The sequence below is a fragment of the Streptomyces sp. NPDC042100 genome (assembly GCF_055582325.1).
In genome coordinates, this window is the sequence record NZ_JBVJDK010000001.1 from 818,140 (window position 1) to 839,640 (window position 21,501).

At 72.3% G+C, this 21,501-nt stretch carries 20 protein-coding genes; 9 read left to right on the forward strand and 11 right to left on the reverse strand.

All coding sequences use genetic code 11. The features are described from left to right. Window positions 1–31: 31 nt before the first annotated feature. The 3 genes from ACZ6J5_RS03935 to ACZ6J5_RS03945 form a co-directional block, all read right to left on the reverse strand. The gene (locus tag ACZ6J5_RS03935; RefSeq protein ID WP_469387291.1) at window positions 32–1,879 is read right to left on the reverse strand and encodes a SpoIIE family protein phosphatase; all 1,848 of its coding nucleotides are present in this window, start codon (window positions 1,877–1,879) and stop codon (window positions 32–34) included. A 288-nt stretch (window positions 1,880–2,167) separates the two neighbouring features. Continuing rightward, the gene (gene fomD / locus ACZ6J5_RS03940) at window positions 2,168–2,833 is read right to left on the reverse strand and encodes a cytidylyl-2-hydroxypropylphosphonate hydrolase (RefSeq protein ID WP_469387293.1); all 666 of its coding nucleotides are present in this window, start codon (window positions 2,831–2,833) and stop codon (window positions 2,168–2,170) included. Between the two features lie 154 nt (window positions 2,834–2,987). After that, a complete protein-coding gene (locus ACZ6J5_RS03945) occupies window positions 2,988–4,406 on the reverse strand; it encodes a class II fumarate hydratase (RefSeq protein ID WP_469387295.1) in 1,419 nt (472 codons plus the stop codon). Between the two features lie 143 nt (window positions 4,407–4,549). Here ACZ6J5_RS03945 and ACZ6J5_RS03950 point away from each other — a divergent pair, with 143 nt between their 5' ends. From ACZ6J5_RS03950 to ACZ6J5_RS03960, 3 genes are all read left to right on the forward strand, one after another. Next, the gene (locus ACZ6J5_RS03950; protein WP_469387297.1) at window positions 4,550–6,088 is read left to right on the forward strand and encodes a ricin-type beta-trefoil lectin domain protein; all 1,539 of its coding nucleotides are present in this window, start codon (window positions 4,550–4,552) and stop codon (window positions 6,086–6,088) included. 220 nt (window positions 6,089–6,308) lie between these two features. Further along, complete coding sequence (locus ACZ6J5_RS03955) at window positions 6,309–6,812, forward strand: dirigent protein (protein WP_469387299.1); 504 nt, start codon at window positions 6,309–6,311, stop codon at window positions 6,810–6,812. Between the two features lie 87 nt (window positions 6,813–6,899). Further along, on the forward strand, window positions 6,900–7,628 hold the full coding sequence (locus ACZ6J5_RS03960; protein ID WP_469387301.1) for an SDR family oxidoreductase: 729 nt from the start codon (window positions 6,900–6,902) through the stop codon (window positions 7,626–7,628). A gap of 38 nt (window positions 7,629–7,666) precedes the next feature. Here the strand turns inward: ACZ6J5_RS03960 and ACZ6J5_RS03965 are convergent, their stop codons facing one another. Together ACZ6J5_RS03965 and ACZ6J5_RS03970 are read right to left on the reverse strand one after the other, a co-directional pair. Further along, window positions 7,667–8,317 (reverse strand): HAD family acid phosphatase, encoded by a 651-nt coding sequence (locus ACZ6J5_RS03965; protein WP_469387303.1) that lies wholly within the window; start codon window positions 8,315–8,317, stop codon window positions 7,667–7,669. Window positions 8,318–8,555: 238 nt separating this feature from the next. Continuing rightward, on the reverse strand, window positions 8,556–10,226 hold the full coding sequence (locus ACZ6J5_RS03970) for a fumarate hydratase (protein ID WP_469387305.1): 1,671 nt from the start codon (window positions 10,224–10,226) through the stop codon (window positions 8,556–8,558). A gap of 221 nt (window positions 10,227–10,447) precedes the next feature. Between ACZ6J5_RS03970 and ACZ6J5_RS03975 the strand changes: the two genes are divergently transcribed. Both ACZ6J5_RS03975 and ACZ6J5_RS03980 read left to right on the forward strand, forming a co-directional pair. After that, window positions 10,448–11,158 (forward strand): DUF1707 SHOCT-like domain-containing protein, encoded by a 711-nt coding sequence (locus ACZ6J5_RS03975; RefSeq protein ID WP_469387307.1) that lies wholly within the window; start codon window positions 10,448–10,450, stop codon window positions 11,156–11,158. A 158-nt stretch (window positions 11,159–11,316) separates the two neighbouring features. Then, complete coding sequence (locus tag ACZ6J5_RS03980) at window positions 11,317–11,685, forward strand: WhiB family transcriptional regulator (protein ID WP_362484704.1); 369 nt, start codon at window positions 11,317–11,319, stop codon at window positions 11,683–11,685. Window positions 11,686–11,814: 129 nt separating this feature from the next. On the opposite strand, the gene glpX is transcribed toward ACZ6J5_RS03980, so the two are convergent. Further along, the gene (glpX, locus tag ACZ6J5_RS03985; RefSeq protein WP_469387309.1) at window positions 11,815–12,846 is read right to left on the reverse strand and encodes a class II fructose-bisphosphatase; all 1,032 of its coding nucleotides are present in this window, start codon (window positions 12,844–12,846) and stop codon (window positions 11,815–11,817) included. A 117-nt stretch (window positions 12,847–12,963) separates the two neighbouring features. On the opposite strand from glpX, the gene ACZ6J5_RS03990 reads away from it, so the two are divergent. Further along, window positions 12,964–13,497 carry a DUF4245 domain-containing protein gene (locus tag ACZ6J5_RS03990; protein WP_469387311.1) on the forward strand — a complete coding sequence of 178 codons (534 nt, stop codon included), beginning with the start codon at window positions 12,964–12,966 and terminating at the stop codon, window positions 13,495–13,497. A gap of 140 nt (window positions 13,498–13,637) precedes the next feature. Here ACZ6J5_RS03990 and ACZ6J5_RS03995 read toward each other — a convergent pair whose 3' ends face one another. The 4 genes from ACZ6J5_RS03995 to ACZ6J5_RS04010 form a co-directional block, all read right to left on the reverse strand. Further along, a complete protein-coding gene (locus tag ACZ6J5_RS03995) occupies window positions 13,638–14,231 on the reverse strand; it encodes a malonic semialdehyde reductase (protein WP_469387313.1) in 594 nt (197 codons plus the stop codon). A 141-nt stretch (window positions 14,232–14,372) separates the two neighbouring features. Next, entirely contained in the window at window positions 14,373–14,630 is a 258-nt protein-coding gene (locus ACZ6J5_RS04000; RefSeq protein ID WP_469387315.1) for an exodeoxyribonuclease VII small subunit, read from the reverse strand. Between the two features lie 184 nt (window positions 14,631–14,814). Continuing rightward, a complete protein-coding gene (xseA, locus tag ACZ6J5_RS04005) occupies window positions 14,815–16,026 on the reverse strand; it encodes an exodeoxyribonuclease VII large subunit (protein WP_469387317.1) in 1,212 nt (403 codons plus the stop codon). A 160-nt stretch (window positions 16,027–16,186) separates the two neighbouring features. Then, entirely contained in the window at window positions 16,187–17,554 is a 1,368-nt protein-coding gene (locus tag ACZ6J5_RS04010) for an APC family permease (protein ID WP_469387319.1), read from the reverse strand. 54 nt (window positions 17,555–17,608) lie between these two features. Between ACZ6J5_RS04010 and ACZ6J5_RS04015 the strand changes: the two genes are divergently transcribed. After that, the gene (locus ACZ6J5_RS04015) at window positions 17,609–18,628 is read left to right on the forward strand and encodes a 4-hydroxy-3-methylbut-2-enyl diphosphate reductase (RefSeq protein WP_469387321.1); all 1,020 of its coding nucleotides are present in this window, start codon (window positions 17,609–17,611) and stop codon (window positions 18,626–18,628) included. A 30-nt stretch (window positions 18,629–18,658) separates the two neighbouring features. Further along, window positions 18,659–19,414: a polyphosphate--glucose phosphotransferase gene (gene ppgK, locus ACZ6J5_RS04020; protein WP_469387323.1), complete on the forward strand. Its 756-nt coding sequence runs from the start codon at window positions 18,659–18,661 to the stop codon at window positions 19,412–19,414. Between the two features lie 63 nt (window positions 19,415–19,477). Here the strand turns inward: ppgK and ACZ6J5_RS04025 are convergent, their stop codons facing one another. After that, window positions 19,478–20,074 (reverse strand): DUF6542 domain-containing protein, encoded by a 597-nt coding sequence (locus tag ACZ6J5_RS04025; RefSeq protein WP_469387325.1) that lies wholly within the window; start codon window positions 20,072–20,074, stop codon window positions 19,478–19,480. A 151-nt stretch (window positions 20,075–20,225) separates the two neighbouring features. Between ACZ6J5_RS04025 and ychF the strand changes: the two genes are divergently transcribed. After that, complete coding sequence (ychF, locus tag ACZ6J5_RS04030; protein WP_469387327.1) at window positions 20,226–21,314, forward strand: redox-regulated ATPase YchF; 1,089 nt, start codon at window positions 20,226–20,228, stop codon at window positions 21,312–21,314. The last annotated feature ends 187 nt before the right edge of the window (window positions 21,315–21,501 follow it).

Genomic DNA, 21,501 nt, shown 5'->3' on the forward strand with positions numbered 1-21,501 from the left:
CGTTCTCGTCCGTCCGTCTCCGGTACGGGCGTCAGCGCGTGCCCAGCTCGAACCAGACCACCTTGCCGCCCGACAGGCGCGTCGCACCCCACCGCCGGGCCAGCCGGTTCACCAGGAACAGGCCGCGCCCGCCCTCGTCGGTCTCCCGGGCCCGGCGTTGCCGGGGGAGCTGCGGCGAGTCGTCGCCGACCTCGCAGCGCAGCACGTCGGTGCGGAGCAGCCGCAGCGTCACCGGCCGCTCCGCGTACCGCACGGCGTTGGTCACCACCTCGCTGATCAGCAGCTCCACCGAGTCGGAGAGCTCCTCCAGGCCCCAGCGCTCCAGGGCCCGCCGGGCGAGCCGCCGGGCCCGGCCCGGGGCGGCGTCCTCCGGCTCCAGGAACCAGTACGCCACGTCGCTCGGCGCGATCCCGTCGAAGCGGGCCGCGAGCAGCGCGATGTCGTCGTCCCGGTCGCCGGGGCCCAGCATGTCGAGGACGTCGTCGCAGAGCGCCTCCAGCGGCGGCGAGTGGTCCGGGCCGGTCAGCTGGGCGGTCGCCGCGAGGCGCTCGCGGAGCTGCTCGATGCCGGTCGACACGTCCCGCAGCCGGGACTCCACCAGGCCGTCGGTGTACAGCAGCAGCGTGGCCCCGGCCGGGGCGTCCAGCTCCACCGCCTCGAAGTCCACGCCACCGACGCCGATCGGGGCGCCCGGCGGCACCCGCAGCACCTCGGCCCGGCCGCCCAGGTGCAGCAGTATGGGCGGCGGGTGGCCCGCGTTGGCGACCGTGATCCGGTGCGAGACCGGGTCGTACACCGCGTACATGCAGGTGGCCATGCGGTTCTCGCCGAGCCGCTGGGCCTGCTCGTCCAGGTGGTGCAGCACCTCCTGCGGCGGCAGGTCGAGCCCGGCCAGGGTCTGCGCGGTCGTGCGCAGCTGGCCCATGATCGCCGCCGAGGTCATGGAGTGGCCCATGACGTCGCCGACGACCAGCGCCACCCGGCTGCCGGGCAGCGGGATCGCGTCGTACCAGTCGCCGCCGACCCGGGCGGTCTCGGCCGCCGGCAGATAGCGCGAGGCCAGCCGGACGCCGGTCGGCTGCGGCAGCGAGTCCGGCAGCATGGTGCGCTGGAGCTCGTCCGCGATGTAGGCCTCGCGGCCGTACAGCACGGCCTTGTCGATGCCGAGCGCCGTGTGGGTCGCCAGCTGGGCCGCCACGAGCAGGTCGTTCGGCTCGAAGCCGCCGCGCTCGGGGCGGCGCAGGAACACGGCCGCGCCGATCACCCGGCGCCGGCCGCGCAGCGGCGCGAGTATGGCCCGCTGCCCGCCGGGCACCGGGTGGTCCGGGCCGAGCAGCTCGGGAAGCGCCGCGCGGGCGGCCGCGGAGTCGCCGGGGACGGGCCGCACCCCGCGCAGCACCTCGGCCAGCGCGCTGCCCGAGTGGACCTCGCACAGCTCGGCGGCGGGGGTCGGGTCCGGGTCGGGGACGAGGACCAGCTCCTCGCCCTCCAGGTCCGTTAACCGCAGCCGGTCGGTGCGGCGCAGCCGCAGCACGAAGGGCTCGGCGGGGCGCTCGTCGCCCACCGGCAGCGGGTCGCGGAGATAGACCAGGATCGCGTCCGAGAAGGTCGGCACGGTGGCCCGGCACAGGCCGAGCACGATCTCGTCCAGGTCGAGCCCGCGGGCGATCCGCCGGGTCGCGGCGCCCACGAACCGCAGCCGGTCGCCCTCGCGCCGGGCGGCCGCGGCGTCCGGCCCGGTGCCGTTCCCGCCGCCGCTGCCGGGGGCGGGCGCGGGCACGGCGACGGCCGCCGCGGCCTCCTGCCGGGGGCGGGTGCGCTCCTGTGGCTGGGCAGCCAGCGGCTGGCGCCCTTCGTGGGAGGTGGGATGCTCCGTCACGCCTGGGGTTCCGTCCGTCCGTGCCGGTGGTGCGATGCACTCGCTCTTCTCGCCGATGCCGCGCTCCCGCCGGGGCTAAACCCCCGTCGGGCGGCGGATGTGAAGACGCCGCGAGCAGCGGGACCAGCCGAGCACACGTCCGCCACTGCTCTCTCCCTCATGGATGACTTACGGTCAGATCCTGTGCCGTGCTCAGTGTGTGACGCGCCGTCCGGTGGCCGCCGTCCGGTGATCAAGGAAGTGCGGAGGACGATCCTACGGTTGCACCCGGGGGGCGCATCAAGGGTCTCATGGCACGGTGTGCGCCGGGGTGCGATCCCAGTCGGCCGGGAGCGCGGGCACCGGCCAGGCGGGGTCCGGCCGCCAGTCCTCCCAGCCCTGGGAGAACGGCGCCCCCCAGGCCCGGATCAGCTCCACGGCCGCCCGGCCCGCCGCCCTGACCCGGGCGGCCCCGGCGGCGTCCATCAGGCCGGCCCGCCGGGCCTGCGCGAACTCGTCCTCGTCCCGCCACATCCAGCTGCGGTCCGGGTAGACGGAGATGTCCAGGAAGTGGTCCTCGGAGTCGATGCCGCCGGACCAACGGGTCCTGGGCTCCTCCAGGTTGACGTACCAGCTGCGGAAGCGCCAGCCGCGCTCCCAGAACAGCCAGACGGACCAGGGGTCGGCGGGCGCGGCGAGCTTGAGGACGCCGGTGCCGAACCAGTGCGCGCGGGTGGTGGTGCGCGGCGCGGTGTAGCGGGTGGCCAGCGGCTCCTCGTGGACCGGGGTGCCGTCGGTCATGACCGGTTTGACGCATTCGGTGCCGGGCGCCATCCAGACCGCGAGCAGTTCGGGGGTGTCGCGCACGACGGTGACCGGCCGGCAGATGTGCACGTCGCCGGTGGCGTTGTCGCGGTAGCGCCAGAGGATGTGATCCCCCGGCGCCCAGTGCTGGGGGCGGCCGGATCCTGTCATGCGCAGATCTTAGGGGCGCGCCCCCGGCGCCGCTGCGGCGAAGGTCACGGACGGCCCGCCGGTAGGCGAGAACGGGTCACGGCGGCCTCCGGGCCCGCCGAGGGGCGGGCCCGGGGGCCGGTCGGGGGCCGGTCGGGGGCCGGTCGGGGGCGGTTCAGGGGCGGGTCATGCGCAGCACGTCGAGGGCCTCGTCGAGCTGCTCCAGGGTGAGGTCGCCGCGCTCCACGTACCCCGAGTCCAGCACCACCTGGCGGATCGTCCGGCGTTCTGCCAGCGCCTTCTTGGCCACCTTGGCGGCCTCCTCGTAGCCGAGGTACTTGTTCAGCGGGGTCACCACGGACGGCGAGGACTCGGCGTACTCGCGGGCCCGCGCCACGTTGGCGGTGATGCCGTCGACCGTGCGGTCGGCGAGCAGCCGGGACGCGTTGGCGAGCAGCCGGACCGACTCCAGGAGGTTCTTGGCGATCACCGGGAGCATGACGTTGAGCTCGAAGTTCCCGGCGGCGCCCGCGACCGCCACGGTGGTGTCGTTTCCGGTCACCTGGGCGGCGACCATCAGGACCGCCTCGGGGATCACCGGGTTGACCTTGCCCGGCATGATCGAGGAGCCCGGCTGGAGGTCCGGGAGGTTGATCTCGGCGAGGCCGGTGCGCGGTCCCGAGGACATCCAGCGCAGATCGTTGGCGATCTTCGTGAGGGAGATCGCGATGGTCCTGAGCTGCCCGGACGTCTCCACCAGCCCGTCCCGGGCGCCCTGCGCCTCGAAGTGGTCGCGGGCCTCGGTCAGGGGCAGTCCGGTGGCGCGGGCGACCTCGGCGATGACGGCGGCGGAGAAGCCGGGCGGGGTGTTGATGCCGGTGCCCACCGCGGTCCCGCCGAGGGGGAGTTCGGCGAGCCGGGGCAGCGAGGCGCGCAGCCGTTCGACGCCGTACCGGACCTGGGCCGCGTAGCCGCCGAACTCCTGGCCGAGGGTGACGGGGGTGGCGTCCATGAGGTGGGTGCGGCCGGACTTCACGACCTCCGCGAATTCGGCCGATTTCCGCTCCAGCGACTCCGCCAGATGGGCGAGGGCGGGAATGAGGTCGTGGGTGACGGCGGCGGTGGCGGCGATGTGGATCGAGGACGGGAAGACGTCGTTGGACGACTGCGAGGCGTTGACGTGGTCGTTGGGGTGTACCGCGAGGTCCTCGGGGAGCCGCTCGGACGCCAGGGTGGCGATCACCTCGTTGGCGTTCATGTTGGACGAGGTGCCGGAGCCGGTCTGGAAGACGTCGACGGGGAAGTGCTCGTCCCAGCGTCCCTCGGCGACCTCCTCCGCCGCCGCGCGCACCGCCGCCGCGCGCTCCGCGTCGAGCACCCCGAGCTCCGCGTTGACCGTGGCGGCGGCGGCCTTGATCCGGGCCAGGGCGGCGATGTGGGCGCGCTCCAGGCGCTGGCCGCTGACCGGGAAGTTCTCCACCGCGCGCTGGGTCTGGGCGCGCCACTTGGCGTGGGCGGGGACGCGGACCTCGCCCATGGAGTCGTGCTCGGTCCGGTAGCCGGCCCCGTCGTGCTCGCCGCGCTGGTCGTTCATCTTCGTCAACCTCCTGGCTGTGCTCCCCGGGGGCGGTCCGCCGAACCCCCCGTAAAAACATGAGCACTTGTCTTGTTCGACGTATTCCCAAGTCGCCTACCGGCCAGTAAAAACCGTGGGTAACCCCACTTCCAGGAGGCGCAATGAGGCGCACCAGGTACAGACTCCGCTGGCCGGTCGCGGTCGTCGCCGCCGCTGCGGCGGCCCTCGGCAGCATGACGGCCGCCGCCCCCGCCGGCGCGGCCGACACGAGCGGAACGGCCGGAATGGCGCAGATCACCTCCGTACCGCTCCCGCCGGAGCTGGAGGCGGTCCGCGCCGCCGAGGCCACCAAGATCTACGGCAGCCCCGAGGAGCGTCCGCTCGCGCAGCGCAAGACCGGTCTCATCTCGCTCGGCGACAGCGAGATCTCCGGCGAGGGCGTCGGCAGCTACGAGTCCCCGACCAACGGCCCCAGCAACTGGTGTCACCGCTCGCCCGACGCCGCCATCCACCGCACCGGGATCCCCGCGGACCTCACGTTCAACGTGGCCTGCTCCGGCGCGTACACCGGCAACATCCGCATCGGCGGCGCGAAGCAGTACGCCGACGAGCTCGTCCAGAGCGACAACCTGGCCGTCAAGGCGCGCAACACGCGCCTCAAGATGGTGCTGCTGGTCGCCGGCGCCAACGACGACCTGCAGTTCGGCCCCGTCATGACCGACTGCGTCCAGCGCTTCATCCTCTCCCAGGGCACCTGCGAGCCGAAGTACGCCCCCGGCTGGCAGGCCCGCGTCGACGCCCTCGTCCCCAAGGTCGAGCAGACCGTCCGCGACCTGCGGACCGTCATGCGCGACGCCGGGTACGCCGACGCCGACTACAAGCTGGTCCTGATGGGCTACCCGAGCCCCATCGGCCCCGACTTCGGCGACAACCCGAACTTCCCCGGCAAGCTCGCCTGCGGCGGCCTCGGCTACGACTCCGACACCAAGTGGGGCCGCAACACCGCCGTCCCGGCCTTCGAGCGCGGGATGCGCAAGGCGGCGGCCGACACCGGCGCGGTCTTCCTCGACAACTCGCGGCTCTTCCACGGCCACGAGGTCTGCATGGAGGACACCTGGGCCCGGGGCCTCTACATCGACCTCTCCAAGCCCGGGATGCCGGACGAGAACTCCGTCCGCCAGTCCTTCCACCCCAACTACCGGGGCCACGGCGCCTTCGCCTCCTGCCTCACCCAGATCTACGGCTCCGGCCTGCGCGAGGCGAGCTGCGCGGACGTCGGCTCCAGCGGCACCCCGACGCTCTTCCCGGTCGCCTGGGACGACGCGTACAAGCCGCTGAAGAACGGCGCCACCGGCAACTGTCTGGACGTCGACTCCTCCGTGTCCGCGAACGGCACCGCCGTCCTCGGCTGGGACTGCCACGGCGGCCGGAACCAGGACTGGTGGTACGACTCCGCCCGAGGCACCGCCCACACCGGGCTCACCCAGGACCGCTGCCTGGACGTGCCCGGCGCGGACTACAAGGCCGGCGCCGCGCTCATCGTGTGGAACTGCCACGGCGGCGCCAACCAGAAGTTCGTCCGCGACGGCGACACCCTGCGCCCGGCCGCGGCGACCGGACTGTGCCTGACCCAGGGCGCGGCACGGGAGGCGATCCGGCTCCAGAACTGCGCCGGCTCGGCCAACCAGCGCTTCGTCTGACCTGCGCGTACGCACGAAGGGGCCCGGCCGCCGAGGAGGGTGGCCGGGCCCTCGCGCGTCCGCCCGGACGGGCGGATCCGGGGCGTCCGTCGGAGAATGTGAAGCGTGCTCGGGGAGATCCGGGAGATCCGGGAGATCCGGGAGATCCGGGAGATCCGGGAGATCCTGAAAACCCGGGAGATCCGGGAGACCCGGAAGATCACCTCGCGGGAGGCAGCGCATGATCCGCAGCTCCAGGAGGAAGGCCGCCCTCGGCGTCTGCACGGTCGCCGTCCTCGCCCTCGGCCCGGTCGCCCCTGCGGCGGCCGACACCGGCGACGGCTTCGAGTTCACCCTGTACGCCAAGGAGGTCGCCGCCCCCATGGCGAGCGGCCAGGCCCAGGCCCCCAAGCTCGGCGACTCCTTCGCCTTCGCCGACGACCTCTACAAGACCAAGGACGCGAGCGGCGACAAGGTCGGCCGCGACGGCGTGGTCTGCGCCGTGGTGCGCACCGGCGATCCGGTGGACCTCCAGTGCACGGGCACCGTGGTGCTCAACGGCGGCCCCGGCGGACAGCTCGCCCTCCAGACCCTGGCCGCCACCGACCCGAACGACCAGGCGCCGCCGGCCCTGGACATCGCGGTCACCGGCGGGACCGGCGACTTCGCGAACGCGCGCGGCTGGGTGCGGTCGACGCCGGACGGCGACTGGTCCCGGATGGAGTTCCACATCGCCACCCGCTGACGCCTGCCCGCTCGCGCCCGCCCGCTGACACCTGCCCGTTCGCGCCCGCCCGCCGACCCCGACCCTCGACGAAGGACCGGTGCCGCCATGTCCCGCCCCCAGCCCCTGATCGTCGTCACCGGTGCCGGTTCCGGCATCGGCGCCGCCACCGCCCGCCTGCTGTCCGCGCGCGGCCACCCGCTGCTGCTGCTCGGCCGGCGGCTCGCGCGGCTGGAGGGGCTGGGGCTGCCGGACGCCCTGTGCCGCGAGGTCGACGTGACCTCCCGTACCGCCTTCGAGGCGGCGGTGGCGGAGGCGGAGGAGCGGTACGGGCCGGTGGACGCGCTCGTCAACAACGCGGGCGCCATGCTGCTGGGCCGCGTCGCCGACCAGCCGGTCGAGGAGTGGGACCGGATGATCGACCTCAACGTCAAGGGCGTGCTGTACGGCGTCCGCGCGGTGCTGCCCGGGATGCTCGCGCGCGGCGGCGGCACGATCGTCAACATCAGCTCGATCGCCGGCCGCAAGACCTTCCCGAACCACACCGCCTACGTCGCCACCAAGTTCGCCGTGCACGCCCTGTCGGAGAACCTGCGCGAGGAGGTCGCCGCGAGCGGCGTCCGGGTGGTCGTCATCGCCCCGGGCGCGGTGGAGACCGAACTCCTCTCGCACACCAGCGACGAGCGGATCAAGAGCGACTACGAGGAGTGGAAGCGGTCCGCGGGCGGCGCGCTGGACCCGGAGGCGGTCGCCGAGGCCGTCGCGTACGCCTACGGGCAGCCGCCGAACGTCACGGTGCGGGAGATCGTCCTGGCCGCCACCGGCCAGCAGTCCTGACCGGCGGCGGGGCCCGGGCCCGGGAGCGGCACCGGGGGCTACGACAGCTTGCCGCCGTAGTCCGGCAGCTTGAAGGTGCGCTCGGCGTGGCCGCCGACCAGGTCGCCGGTGTAGTTCCCGATGTTCGCGATGATCGTGTAGCCCTTGGCCTCGATCTCCGCGCGCTTCGCCGTCTTGTACGCGCCGACCTCGCCGAACAGATCGGGCAGCGAGCGCACGTACAGCCCGTCGACCGGGTAGCCGGCCCGCTTCAGGTTCCAGTCGGTGAGCGGCTCGATGATGCCGGGGCGGGCGGTCACGAAGAAGACGGCCACCCCGCGCGCGTGCGCGTCGAGGACGAGCGCGCGGACGTCGGCGATCGCGGGCGGCAGCTCCCAGAACGGGTGGAAGTCCGTCTCCAGCGAGGAGTTGTCGATGTCGAGGACGATCGCCTGCCGTTCCCGCCCGGCGTCGGCGGCCCGCTCCTCGATGTACGGGCGGGCCTCGGCCACCACGGCGGACACGTCCCGGAGCCAGGTCCGGTAGTCGACGTGCTTGAGGGCGGCGGTGGAGGTCAGGTGTCCGTCCGGGTCGGCGGCCGAGGCGGCGGGCGCGCCGCCGCCGACGAGGAGGGCCGTGGTCAGGGCGACGGCGGCGACGGCCTTGGCTCTGGGGGCTCTGGTGGCTTTGGGGGCGCTGGTGGAGGGCATGGGGGGCTCCCGAGGGTCGACCGGCTCAATGGTTGACATGCTCGCGGCCAATACTGACCAGTAAGTGACGCTGGGGCTACCGGTCGGTAGCCACTTTCCGAGCGGAGACCGACACCGGAACGCGACGGCGCCCCCCGGTCCCTGAGGACCGAGGGGCGCCGCGAGAGCCCCGCCGTGACTGCTTACTGCTTACCGCGTACCGCTTGCGGCTCCTGGCCCACGGCCTATGGCGTACGGATCAGCCGAGACCCGGGCCGCGCACCGGGATGTGCGTGAAGGTCGGCTCCGGGGCCGGGTTCTGGAAGAAGTCGTTGCCCTTGTCGTCCACCACGATGAACGCCGGGAAGTCCTCGACCTCGATCTTCCAGACCGCCTCCATGCCGAGCTCCTCGTACTCGACGACCTCGACCTTCTTGATGCAGTCCTGCGCCAGCCGCGCCGCCGGGCCGCCGATCGAGCCGAGGTAGAAGCCGCCGTGCGCCCCGCACGCGTCCGTGACCTGCTTGCTCCGGTTGCCCTTGGCCAGCATGACCTTCGAGCCGCCCGCCGCCTGGAACTGCTCGACGTACGAGTCCATCCGGCCGGCCGTCGTCGGGCCGAAGGAGCCGGAGGCGTAGCCCTCGGGGGTCTTCGCCGGGCCCGCGTAGTAGACCGGGTGGTCCTTCAGGTACTGCGGCATCTCCTCGCCCGCGTCCAGCCGCTCCTTGATCTTGGCGTGCGCGATGTCGCGCGCCACGACCAGCGGGCCGTTCAGCGACAGCCGGGTCTTCACCGGGTACTTGGTGAGCTCGGCCAGGATCTCGTCCATCGGCTGGTTGAGGTCGATCCGGACGACGTCGCCCGACTCCTCCAGGTGCGCGTCCTCCGTCTCCGGCAGGAAGCGCGCCGGGTCCGTCTCCAGCTGCTCCAGGAAGACGCCCTCGGCCGTGATCTTCGCGACCGCCTGGCGGTCGGCCGAGCAGGAGACGGCGATGGCCACCGGCAGCGAGGCGCCGTGCCGGGGCAGGCGCACCACGCGCACGTCGTGGCAGAAGTACTTGCCGCCGAACTGCGCGCCGATGCCGATCTTCTGCGTCAGCTCGAAGACCTTCTCCTCCAGCTCCTTGTCCCGGAAGCCGTGGCCCGTCTCGGCCGAGCCCTCGGTGGGCAGCTCGTCCAGGTAGTGCGCGGAGGCGTACTTGGCGGTCTTCAGCGCGAACTCGGCGCTCGTGCCGCCGACCACGATCGCCAGGTGGTACGGCGGGCAGGCCGCGGTGCCCAGCGAACGGATCTTCTCCTCCAGGAACTTCATCATGGAGGTCTCGTTCAGGACCGCCTTGGTCTCCTGGTAGAGGAAGGACTTGTTGGCCGAGCCGCCGCCCTTGGCCATGAAGAGGAACTTGTACGCGCCGCCGTCCGTCGCGTACAGCTCGATCTGCGCCGGCAGGTTCGAGCCGGTGTTCTTCTCCTCCCACATGGTCACCGGGGCCATCTGCGAATAGCGCAGGTTGAGCTGGGTGTAGGCGTCGAAGACGCCCTTCGACAGGGCCTCCTCGTCACGGCCCGAGGTGAGGACGTTCTGGCCGCGCTTGCCCATGACGATCGCCGTGCCGGTGTCCTGGCACATCGGCAGCACGCCCGCCGCGGCGATGTTCGCGTTCTTCAGCAGGTCGAGCGCGACGAACTTGTCGTTGCTCGACGCCTCCGGGTCGTCGATGATCCGGCGCAGCTGGGCCAGGTGGGCCGGGCGCAGGAAGTGCTGGATGTCCTTGATCGCCTCGGCGGCCAGCGCGCGCAGCGCCTCCGGCTCGACCTTGAGGAACGTACGGCCGTCGGCCTCGAAGGTGGAGACGCCCTCGGCGGTCACCAGGCGGTAGGGCGTGGTGTCCTCTCCCACGGGCAGCAGATCGGAGTACGCAAACTCGGGCATGACGGCGGCCATTCCTCACTCGGCAGACAGCGGCGCCGCCTCCATTGGCGGCGCACCCTCCAGCGTAAGACGCGGGCGCGGGCCGGATCCTGTGAGGTAAGGCTCACCAGCCGTCCGGACCACTCCGGGATGGCGCATTCCGCACCCTCGGCCGGTCCCCGGCGGCAGGACACGGCGACCGCCCCTGGTCGCGATCTATCGCGTTTCGCTAGGCTGAGGGCGTGGACCTCGAAAAGCAGCCCCAGCAGCCGGTCGCTCCCGCCGAGCCCGCCCCCGCGCCCCGGCCCGCCTACGCGGACCCCGAAGGGGCGCTGCGGGCCTCGGACGCCGACCGGGACCGGATCGCGGACATCCTCAGGGACGCCCTGGCCGAGGGCCGGATCGACGCCGAGGAGCACGGCGAGCGGATCGACTCCGTCTACCGCGCCAAGACCGTCGGCGAGCTGGAGCCGCTGGTGCGGGACCTGCCGGCCGCCCGGGGCACCGCCGCGCCCGCGCCCGCCCCGATCTACGGGCCGGAGGACGCCGAGGGCGCCGCGGACAACCTCGTCGCGGTCTTCTCCAGCACCACCCGCAAGGGCCGCTGGCGGGTCGGCCGCAAGACCAACGCCTTCGCGCTCTTCGGCAACATCGAGATCGACCTCACCGAGGCGATCTTCGCCCAGCAGCTCACCACCATCAACGCCACCTCGATCTTCGGCAACGTGGAGGTCCGCGTCCCGGAGAACGTCAGCCTGCGCGGCAACGGCACCGGCATCTTCGGCAACTTCGAGGTGGTGACCCTGGAGGGCGCCGACCCGCAGGCCCCGCTCGTCGTCGTCAACGGCTACTCGGTCTTCGGGAACGTGGAGGCCAAGCCCAAGCGCGGCAAGTGGATCACCGACCTCCAGGCCCGCGTCCAGGACAAGTTCAAGAAGCGCCTCGACGGCTGAACGGGCGGCCCCGGTCGCCCCGTTCGCCGAGGTGACCGGAATTCGCCGCCCGGTGTCCGGGCTGCGGAACTCGGCGGCACGCAGTGCATAGGCGCGCGCACAGCGGGTAGGGCTGGTGCATCGTCGCTCGCTCGCGAAGCCGTCGTCAGGAGTAGACCGTGCTGCACACGCCGCATCAGCCCCTCCAGGTCGCCGCCGTGCCGTCCCAGCGCGTCCCCGCGCGGGAGGACGAGGGTGGCCCCTGGCACACGGAGGCGGTGTGCCGCCGGGACGAGGCCGGCCTCTTCTTCGCCCCGTCCAAGGAGCCGACCGCCGCCCGGCTCTCCCGCGAGGAGGCCGCCAAGCGGGTCTGCGCCCGCTGTCCGGTGATGGTCGCGTGCCGCGAGCACGCCCTGCTCCAGCCCGAGCCGTACGGGGTGTGGGGCGGCCTCACCGCCGCCGAGCGCCGCGTGGTGCTCGCCCGCCGCCGGCGGCGCGAGGTCGAGCTGCGCAAGGCCGCGTCCGAGGGCATTGCCAAGGCCGGCTGACGGGTCCGTCGCCCGTACGGGAAGGGGCGCCCCCACCGCACATGGGGGCGCCCCTCTTCGTACCGTCGTCGCTCGTCGCTCGTCGCTCGTCGCTCGTCGTGGCGTCCGCGACCGCGTGCCGCCCGGAGGCTACTTCGCGCGGTCGAAGTCGATCTTGCTGTACGCGCGCAGCTTCGAGAGCCGGTGCGTGGAGTCGATCTGGCGGATCGTGCCGGACTTCGAGCGCATGACCAGCGACTGGGTGGTCGCGGTCTCGGAGCGGTAGCGCACGCCGCGCAGGATCTCGCCGTCGGTGATGCCGGTGGCGACGAAGAAGACGTTCTCGCCGGAGACCAGGTCGTTGGTGGTGAGCACCCGGTCCAGGTCGTGGCCCGCGTCGAGGGCCTTCTGGCGCTCGGCCTCGTCCTTGGGCCAGAGCTTGCCCTGGATGACGCCGCCGAGGCACTTTATGGCGCAGGCCGAGATGATGCCCTCGGGGGTGCCGCCGATGCCCATCAGCAGGTCGATGCCGGTGCCCTCGCGGACGGCCATGATCGAACCGGCCACGTCGCCGTCGGAGATGAACTTGATCCGGGCGCCGGTCTCGCGGATCTCCTTGACGATGCCCTCGTGCCGGGGGCGGTCCAGGATGACGACCGTGACGTCCTCGGGCGTCATGCCCTTGGCCTTGGCGACCCGGCGGATGTTGACCGAGACGGGGGCGTTGATGTCCACGAAGTCGGCGGCCTCGGGGCCGGTGACCAGCTTGTCCATGTAGAAGACCGCGGACGGGTCGAACATGGTGCCTCGGTCGGCGGCGGCCAGCACGGCGATCGCGTTCGGCATCCCCTTGGCGTTCAGGGTGGTGCCGTCGATCGGGTCGACCGCGATGTCGACCTCGGCGCCGGTGCCGTCGCCGACCCGCTCGCCGTTGAACAGCATCGGGGCCTCGTCCTTCTCCCCCTCGCCGATGACGACGACGCCGTTCATCGAGACGGTGGAGATCAGGGTCCGCATGGCGTTCACGGCGGCGCCGTCCGCGCCGATCTTGTCACCGCGGCCGACCCAGCGGCCGGCGGCCATGGCGGCCGCCTCGGTGACGCGCACCAGTTCGAGTGCGAGGTTGCGGTCGGGGGCCTCGGGCGAGACCTCCAGTTCGGGCGGGAGGTGGTGCTCGGTCATCGGAGCGCACCTTTCTGTACGGCGACGGCCGGAAAAAAGAGGGTGCTGTGACTCTATCGTCAGGTCGACAAAATGAGCAGAGGGGCCCACGTATGAGCACAACACCATGATGCGACCATGGGGGGCGTGGCAGGTATGCGAGGCAGGCAGACGGTACGAGGGATGTTCCAGTCCCTCGCGGTGATCATGGTCGCGGCTGGTGTGATGTATCTCTTCATCCCGCACGACGAGAAGGCGAACCCGGTCAAGACGAAGGACTACCGGGTCGAGCTCCTGACGGCCCAGCGGGCGGCGCCCTACCCGGTGCTGGCCCCCGAGGGCCTCGGCGAGGACTGGAGGGCGACGGTCGTCTCGTACAAGCGGGAGAACCACAACGCCTGGCAGCTCGGCTTCCTGGACCCGGACACCCAGTACGTGGCGATCCACCAGTCGACGGAGACGCCGCGCACGTACGTGCCCGGCGTCACCCAGCAGGCGAAGGACACCGGCAGGACCCAGACGGTCGCCGGCAAGGTCTGGCAGCGCTGGGAGGGCCCCAAGTACGACGCCCTGGTGCGCACCGAGGACGGCGCGACGACCGTGGTGACGGGCACCGCGTCGTTCGACCGGCTGGCGCAGATGGCGGGGGCGCTCCAGGGGAAGAAGGCGTAGGCGCCGGAGGGCGCGCGAACGGGAAGAACCCCCGGGCACGGTGTGCCCGGGGGTTCTTCGTACCGTTCTTCGTCCCGTGCGGGATCAGACGGCCGTCATCAGACGGTGGTCATCGGACGGTCGTCGTCAGACGGTGGTCGTCAGACGGTGGTGATGACGTCCTCGTAGGCGAGGCGCGGCTGGCGCGGGAACGGGGAGGCGTCCTCGCCCGGCTTGCCGATGTTGATGACCATCAGCGGGGTGTGGTCGGCGTCGAGGAACTCCTTCTGGACGCCCTCGAAGTCGAGACCGGTCATCGGGCCCGCGGCCAGGCCGGCGGCGCGGATGCCGACGATGAAGTACGCGGCCTGGAGGGCGGCGTTCAGCAGCGCGGACTGCTCGCGGACCGGACGCTCGGAGAAGAAGAGGTCCTTGGCCTGCGGGAAGTGCGGCATCAGGGCCGGGAGCTCCTCGTGGAACTCGTTGTCGGCGGCGAGGATCGCGACCAGCGGGGCGGCGGCGGTCTTCGGCTGGTTGCCCTCGGCCATGTGCTTCACCAGGCGCTCGCGGGCCTCGGGGGAGCGGACCAGGGTGATGCGCAGCGGGGTCTGGTTGAAGGCGGTCGGGCCGTACTTGACCAGGTCGTAGATCGCCTGGACCTGCTCCTCGGTCACCGGCTCGTCGGTGAACGTGTTGGCGGTGCGGGCCTCACGGAAGAGGAGGTCCTGGGCGGTGGGGTCAAGGGCGAGAGACATGCTGCGAACCTTCCGGGGTGTTCGGGGCTATGGCTCGACAGTACGCCCAAGGTAGGTGAAACTTCAACAATTCTATCCGGATAGTGATCCGCTTCACAGCCGAGTCTACGCGACGCCCGTCGGCATCCCGCCGCCCGCCGCCTACTCGCCCCCGGAGCCGGCGCCCTCCGCCGCGGAGTCCTCCGCCCGCTCGGCGGCGAGCGAGGCGTCCAGGCGGGCGCGGGCGCCCTCCAGCCAATGCCGGCAGACCTTCGCCAGCTCCTCGCCGCGCTCCCAGAGCGCCAGAGACTCCTCAAGCGTCGTGCCGCCCGCCTCCAGCCGCCGGACGACCTCGATGAGCTCGTCGCGCGCCTGTTCGTAGCCGAGAGCAGTGTCTTCCGTACCGCCGCGTGCCGCCATGCCGTCCACCCTTGTCTGTCAGTTGCCTGACGTATCTCTGACGTTCCTCTGTACTTCCCGGCCGGACCGTGACGCGGGGGCCGCGATCCGGGTCCGCGATCCGGGTCCGCGATCCGGCGCCGGGAGCCGGAGGCCGGCCCCCGCCGGGGCACCGGCCCGGCCCCCGGCCGGCCCGGGCCCGGGCTCAGGTGCCGGTCCTGCGCACCGTGAAGTCGCCCGCCGCGACCCGGGCCCGCAGCTCCTCGTCCGCCGCGACCTCCGCCGGGTCCCGGACCACCGAGCCGTCCGCCCGCTGGAGCACCGCGTACCCCCGCTCCATCGTCGCCGCCGGCGACAGCGCCCGGACCCGCGCCCGGGTGTGCGACAGCTCCGACTCGGCCCGGTCCAGCAGGTGCCCGAAGGTGCGCCGGCCCCGCGCGAGCAGCGCCGCGACCTCGTCCTCCCGCACCTCCACCATCCGCTGCGGATGCTCCATGACCGGGCGGGCCAGCGCGTGCGCGAGCCCCCGCTCCTCCCGGTCCAGCAGCCCGCGCACGGTGCGCAGCGCCCGGTCCCGCAGCCCCCGCACCCGCTCCAGCTCCTCGCCGACGTCCGGCACCACCTTCTTGGCGGCGTCCGTCGGCGTGGACGCCCGCAGGTCCGCGACCAGGTCCAGGAGCGGGGAGTCGGGCTCGTGGCCGATCGCCGACACCACCGGCGTACGGCACGCGGCCACCGCCCGGACCAGCTGCTCGTCCGAGAACGGCAGCAGGTCCTCCACGCTGCCGCCGCCGCGCGCCACGACGATCACGTCCACCTCCTCGTGCGCGTCGAGCTCGCGCACGGCCCCGATCACCTGGGGCACGGCCTTCACGCCCTGCACCGCGACGTTGCGCACCTCGAAGCGGACGGCCGGCCAGCGGCGGCGCGCGTTCTCCAGGACGTCCCGCTCGGCCGCCGACGCCCGCCCGCAGACCAGGCCCACGAGCCGCGGCAGGAACGGCAGCGGCTTCTTGCGGTCGAGCGCGAACAGGCCCTCCGCGCCGAGGCTCCGCTTCAGCTGCTCCAGCCGCGCCAGCAGCTCGCCGATCCCGACCGGCTTGATCTCCGCCGCGCGCAGCGAGAGCTGCCCGCGCGGCGCGTACCACTCGGGCTTCGCGTGCACGATCACCCGCGCGCCCTCGGAGACGACGTCGGCGACGGCGTCGAAGACCTGGCGGTAGCAGGTCACGTTGATGGAGATGTCGTACGAGGGGTCCCGCAGCGTCAGGAAGACGACACCGGCTCCCGGCCGGCGCGACAACTGCGTGATCTGCCCCTCGACCCAGACCGCCCCCAGCCGGTCGATCCACCCCCCGATGAGCCGGGAGACCTCCCCGACGGGCAGCGGCGCTTCGGCGGACGTGTTCAGAGCCATGAGCCGAGCGTAACGGCCGCCTCGGACACCTGGACCCGGACGCGGGCGAACCCGGACACCCGGACGCGGGCCGGGGTGCCGACCCGCGCGCGGCCCCGGACGCGCGCGGCCCCGCCCGGCGCACCCGCGCCGCTTCCGGGCTCCGGCCGCCCCCGTACCCTCAGGCCCCCCGCCGCGTCCCCTGCACCGCCAGCACCACCAGTCCCACCCCGAGCCAGATCACGCCCACGACCTGCGCCGCCGGCGCCGCCTCCACGATCACCGCGATCAGGATCGCCGCGCCCAGCACCGGCCCCACCACATGCCGGAACCAGTGCGGCGGCCCCTCCATCCGGCGCACCGCGAACCACCCCACCACGCTCGCGTGCAGCAGCACGAACGCCGTCAGCGCCCCCACGTCCACCACCGACACCAGCTGGTCGAGCCCTTCGTCCCGCCGCGCCGCCCACACCGCCGCGATCATCGTCACCGTCGCCGCCACCAGCAGCGCCACCCGCGGCACCCCCGAGTCCGTCCGCGCCAGCACGCGCGGCAGCCGCCGGTCGCGCCCCATCGCGAACAGCAGCCGCGCACCCGCCGCCTGCCCGGCCAGCGCCGCGAACGCCGCGCCGATCGCCTTCGACACCGCCACCAGATCGTGCAGCCAGCCCCCCACCGCCGTCTCGACCGCGTCGTAGAACGCCGAGCCCTGCGCCTCCGGATCCGCCTCCAGCTGCTGCGAGGACAGCGGTTCCAGCAGCGCCACCAGCCACGTCTGCGCCACGAACAGCACACCCACCAGCGCCAGGCAGAACAGCACCGCCCGCGCCACCTTCTCGGAGCCCCCCGTCACCTCCTCCGCGAACGAGACGATCGCGTCGAAGCCCAGGTACGACAGCACCGCCACCGACACCGCCCCGATGACCGCCGCCGCCGAGAAGCCCGCGTCGCCCACCAGCGGCGACCACCAGTCGCGCCGGGTCCCGTCCCGTACGAGCACGACCAGCGCCGACATCACGAAGACCAGCAGGACCACGATCTCCATCGCCAGCACCGCGAAGCCGACCCGCGCCGCCGCCCGCACCCCCCACAGGTTCAGCAGCGTCGTCACCACCACCGCGATCGCCGTCCACACCCACCGGTCCACCGCCGGGACCAGCGCCTCCATCGCGATCCCCGCGAACAGGTACGCCACGGCCGGAATCAGCAGGTAGTCCAGCATCGCCATCCACCCGGCGATGAACCCCGGTCCCTCCCCGAGCCCCTTGCGGGCGTACGTGAAGACCGAGCCGGCCTGCGGCGCGACCCGCACCATCTGCGCGTAGCTCAGCGCGGTGAAGGCCATCGCGACCGTCGCCACCAGGTACACCAGTGCGACCGCGCCCTGCGATTTCGCGTCGAGTGTGCCGTAGACGCCGACGGGCGCCATCGGCGCGATGAACAGCAGCCCGTACACGACAAGATCGCGAAACCCGAGGTCGCGCCGGAGACCGGTGTGCCCGGCGCCCCCCGCCTCCGCCGCCGCCTGCCCCCGCGCATCCTCAGCCATGGCGTCAGTCTCGGCCACGGCACCGCTCCAAACGCTGACCGACGCGGCCTTACGATGGGAGGTATGACTGCAACGCCCGCGTCGACGCCCGCGACGAACCGCCCGAAGCGTGTCCTGCTCGCCGCTCCCCGCGGCTACTGCGCGGGCGTGGACCGTGCCGTGATCGCCGTGGAGAAGGCCCTGGAGCAGTACGGGGCCCCGATCTACGTCCGCCACGAGATCGTCCACAACAAGTACGTCGTGCAGACCCTGGAGCGGAAGGGCGCGATCTTCGTCGACCAGGCGACCGAGGTGCCGCCGGGCAACATCGTGATGTTCTCCGCGCACGGCGTCGCCCCGACCGTGCACGAGGAGGCCCGCCAGGGCCGGCTCGCCACCATCGACGCCACCTGCCCGCTGGTGACGAAGGTGCACAAGGAGGCCGTCCGCTTCGCCAAGGAGGACTTCGACATCCTCCTCATCGGCCACGAGGGCCACGAGGAGGTCATCGGCACCTCCGGCGAGGCCCCCGACCACATCCAGCTCGTCGACGGCCCCGCCGACGTCGCCAAGGTCGAGGTCCGCGACCCCGCCCGGGTCGTCTGGCTCTCCCAGACCACGCTCTCCGTCGACGAGACCATGGAGACGGTGGACGCGCTGAAGGAGAAGTTCCCGCAGCTCATCTCCCCGCCGTCCGACGACATCTGCTACGCCACGCAGAACCGCCAGATCGCGATCAAGGAGCTCGCCGGGCAGGCCGAGCTCGTCATCGTCGTCGGCTCCAAGAACTCCTCCAACTCGATCCGCATGGTCGAGGTCGCCAAGCAGTCCGGCGTCCCCGCCGCGTACCTGGTCGACTTCGCCAGCGAGATCGACGAGGCCTGGCTGGAGGGTGTCACCAGCGTCGGCCTCTCCTCCGGCGCCTCCGTCCCGGACGTCCTGGTCCAGGAGGTCCTGGAGTGGCTGTCCGAGCGCGGCTACGCCGACGTGGAGATCGTCAAGACCGCCGACGAGTCGCTGACCTTCTCGCTTCCCAAGGAGCTCCGCAACAAGGACCTGCGCGCGGAGGCGGCGGCCCTGCTCGAAAACGAGTGACGCGGGGCTCCGCCCCGTAACGTTGGGTGCATGAACGTCTTCGGAGTGGACATCGGCGGCTCGGGCATCAAGGGAGCCCCCGTCGACCTGGACCGCGGCGACCTCGCCGAGCCGCGCCACAAGGTACTGACCCCGCAGCCCGCCACGCCCGACGACGTGGCGGGCTGCGTCGCGGAGGTCGTGGCGCACTTCGGCTGGCGGGGCCCGGTCGGCGTCACCTTCCCCGGCGTGGTCACCGGCTCCACCATCCGCACCGCCGCCAACGTCGACAAGTCGTGGATCGGCGTCGACGCGGGCCGCCTCCTCGGCGACCGCCTCGGCGGGCTCCCGGTCACCGTCCTGAACGACGCCGACGCCGCCGGGGTCGCGGAGATGGCGTACGGGGCGGGGCGCGGCCGCAGGGGGACCGTCATCCTGCTCACCCTCGGCACCGGCATCGGCTCCGCCGTCTTCGTCGACGGCAAGCTCGTCCCCAACACCGAGCTCGGCCACCTGGAGCTCAAGGGCCACGACGCCGAGAAGCGCGCCTCGTCGAAGGCGCGCGAGGACGAGGACCTCAGCTGGGAGCACTGGGCGACCCGGCGGGTGCAGAAGTACCTGGCCCACGTCGAGATGCTGTTCTCGCCGGAGCTCTTCATCATCGGCGGCGGCGTCAGCCGCAAGGCGGACAGGTTCCTGCCGCTGATCGAGGGCATCGAGGCCGAGATCGTCCCGGCGGAGCTGCAGAACAACGCGGGGATCGTGGGGGCGGGGATGGCGGCGCTGGCGGCGAGCGCGGCGAGCTGACGGGCCTGGCGGGGCGGGCGGTACGGACAGGGGCCCACGCCTGGCCCTCGCGTCCGTCGCCGGCTAACCGCGCTCCGGGGCCGGGCGCCGCACCGGGCGTACGGAGGGGCCGGCGGCGGCAGCGGCGCGCTGGCGCCGGCCCATGTCCCGCACCTTGCGGACGCTCGCGATCACACCGGCGACGAGGGTGCCCCCGTACAGCCAGCCGGCGTGCACGGCGAGCGCCGTCACCAGCGCCATCGCCTGACCGCCGACGCCGCCCGTACCGCCCGAGATGGGCACGACGCCGACGGCGAAGGCGATCGGGACGCTGATCGGGGCCGTGACCAGGTCCGCGGTCCGGACCCAGAGCGCCGTCAGGGCGCTGACCGGCAGGAACAGCAGCCCGAAGGCCAGCGGTGAGCTGTCGAGCAGCAGCCAGTCGAGGAAGCCGAGCACCAGCATCACGGCCGACGCGAAGAGGCCCGCGCCCAGGCCGGTCAGCCGGGGATTGGGCAGCCTGCGCAGCGCGACGACGATCGGCGGCGCGGGGCGCGGCCGGGCGGCGACGCGATAGACCGCGGCACCCTCGACCAGTGCGCCGGGCGGCGTGAGAGGGGTCCCCGGCCGGCGCCCGGAGGGGCGCCTCGGCTGCGGCTTGCGTGTTCTGTGCTGCTCCACACCACCAACGTAGGTCGGAAGGGGCCGGGAACCACGTGCGGGACACGCCCTTCGGGTGACCTTGGCGCGAAGAGCGCCGTAAGGGCCCGCTCCCGTGCCCCCGTAAACTGGGGGATCGCCCCACCTCCACTCCTCTAGGGAAGTCGCCACCGTGTCGCTCACGATCGGAATCGTCGGCCTGCCGAACGTCGGCAAGTCGACCCTGTTCAACGCCCTGACCAAGAACGACGTGCTGGCGGCCAACTACCCGTTCGCCACGATCGAGCCCAACGTCGGCGTCGTCGGCGTCCCGGACACCCGCCTGACCAAGCTGGCCGAGATCTTCGGCTCCCAGCGCGTCCTTCCGGCCACCGTCGACTTCGTCGACATCGCCGGCATCGTGCGCGGTGCGAGCGAGGGCGAGGGCCTGGGCAACAAGTTCCTCGCGAACATCCGCGAGTCGGACGCGATCTGCCAGGTCATCCGCGCCTTCAAGGACGAGAACGTCGTGCACGTCGACGGCAAGGTCTCGCCGAAGGACGACATCGAGACGATCAACACCGAGCTGATCCTCGCCGACCTCCAGACCATCGAGAAGGTCCTGCCGCGCCTCCAGAAGGAGATGCGGATCAAGAAGGACACGGCGCCCAAGGTCGCCGCGGTCGAGGCCGCCCAGGCGATCCTGGAGAAGGGCGACACCCTCTTCTCGCAGGGCATCGTCCAGGGCTCGGAGAAGGCGGAGCTCCTCCACGACCTCCACCTCCTCACCACCAAGCCCTTCCTCTACGTCTTCAACGTCGACGAGGACGAGCTGACCGACGACGCCTTCAAGGCGGAGCAGAGCGCCCTGGTCGCCCCGGCCGAGGCGATCTTCCTCAACGCCAAGCTGGAGCAGGACCTCGCCGAGCTCGACGAGGAGGACGCCATGGAGCTCCTCCAGTCCGTCGGCGCCGAGGAGCCCGGCCTGGCCATCCTGGCCCGCGTCGGCTTCGACACCCTCGGCCTGCAGACCTACCTGACGGCGGGCCCGAAGGAGTCCCGCGCCTGGACCATCAAGAAGGGCGCGACGGCCCCGGAGGCGGCCGGTGTGATCCACACCGACTTCCAGAAGGGCTTCATCAAGGCCGAGGTCATCTCCTTCGAGGACCTGGTGGCCACGGGCTCGGTAGCCGACGCCCGCTCGGCCGGCAAGGCCCGCATGGAGGGCAAGGAGTACGTCATGCAGGACGGCGACGTGGTGGAGTTCCGCTTCAACGTCTAATACGTCTGGCGAAAGGCCGTCTGACCTGCGACGGAGCGGGTTAGGCGGCCTTCGTGGTCCGCGCGGAGTCCGCAGCGTACGTTTGACGTGTATTCAGTACAGCCCTGGCGGATCCCGCTACGCTCCGATACGTGGTCGCCGGGACGGCGAGCCAGCCAGGCAGAGTATGGAAACGAGCAGTGATCGA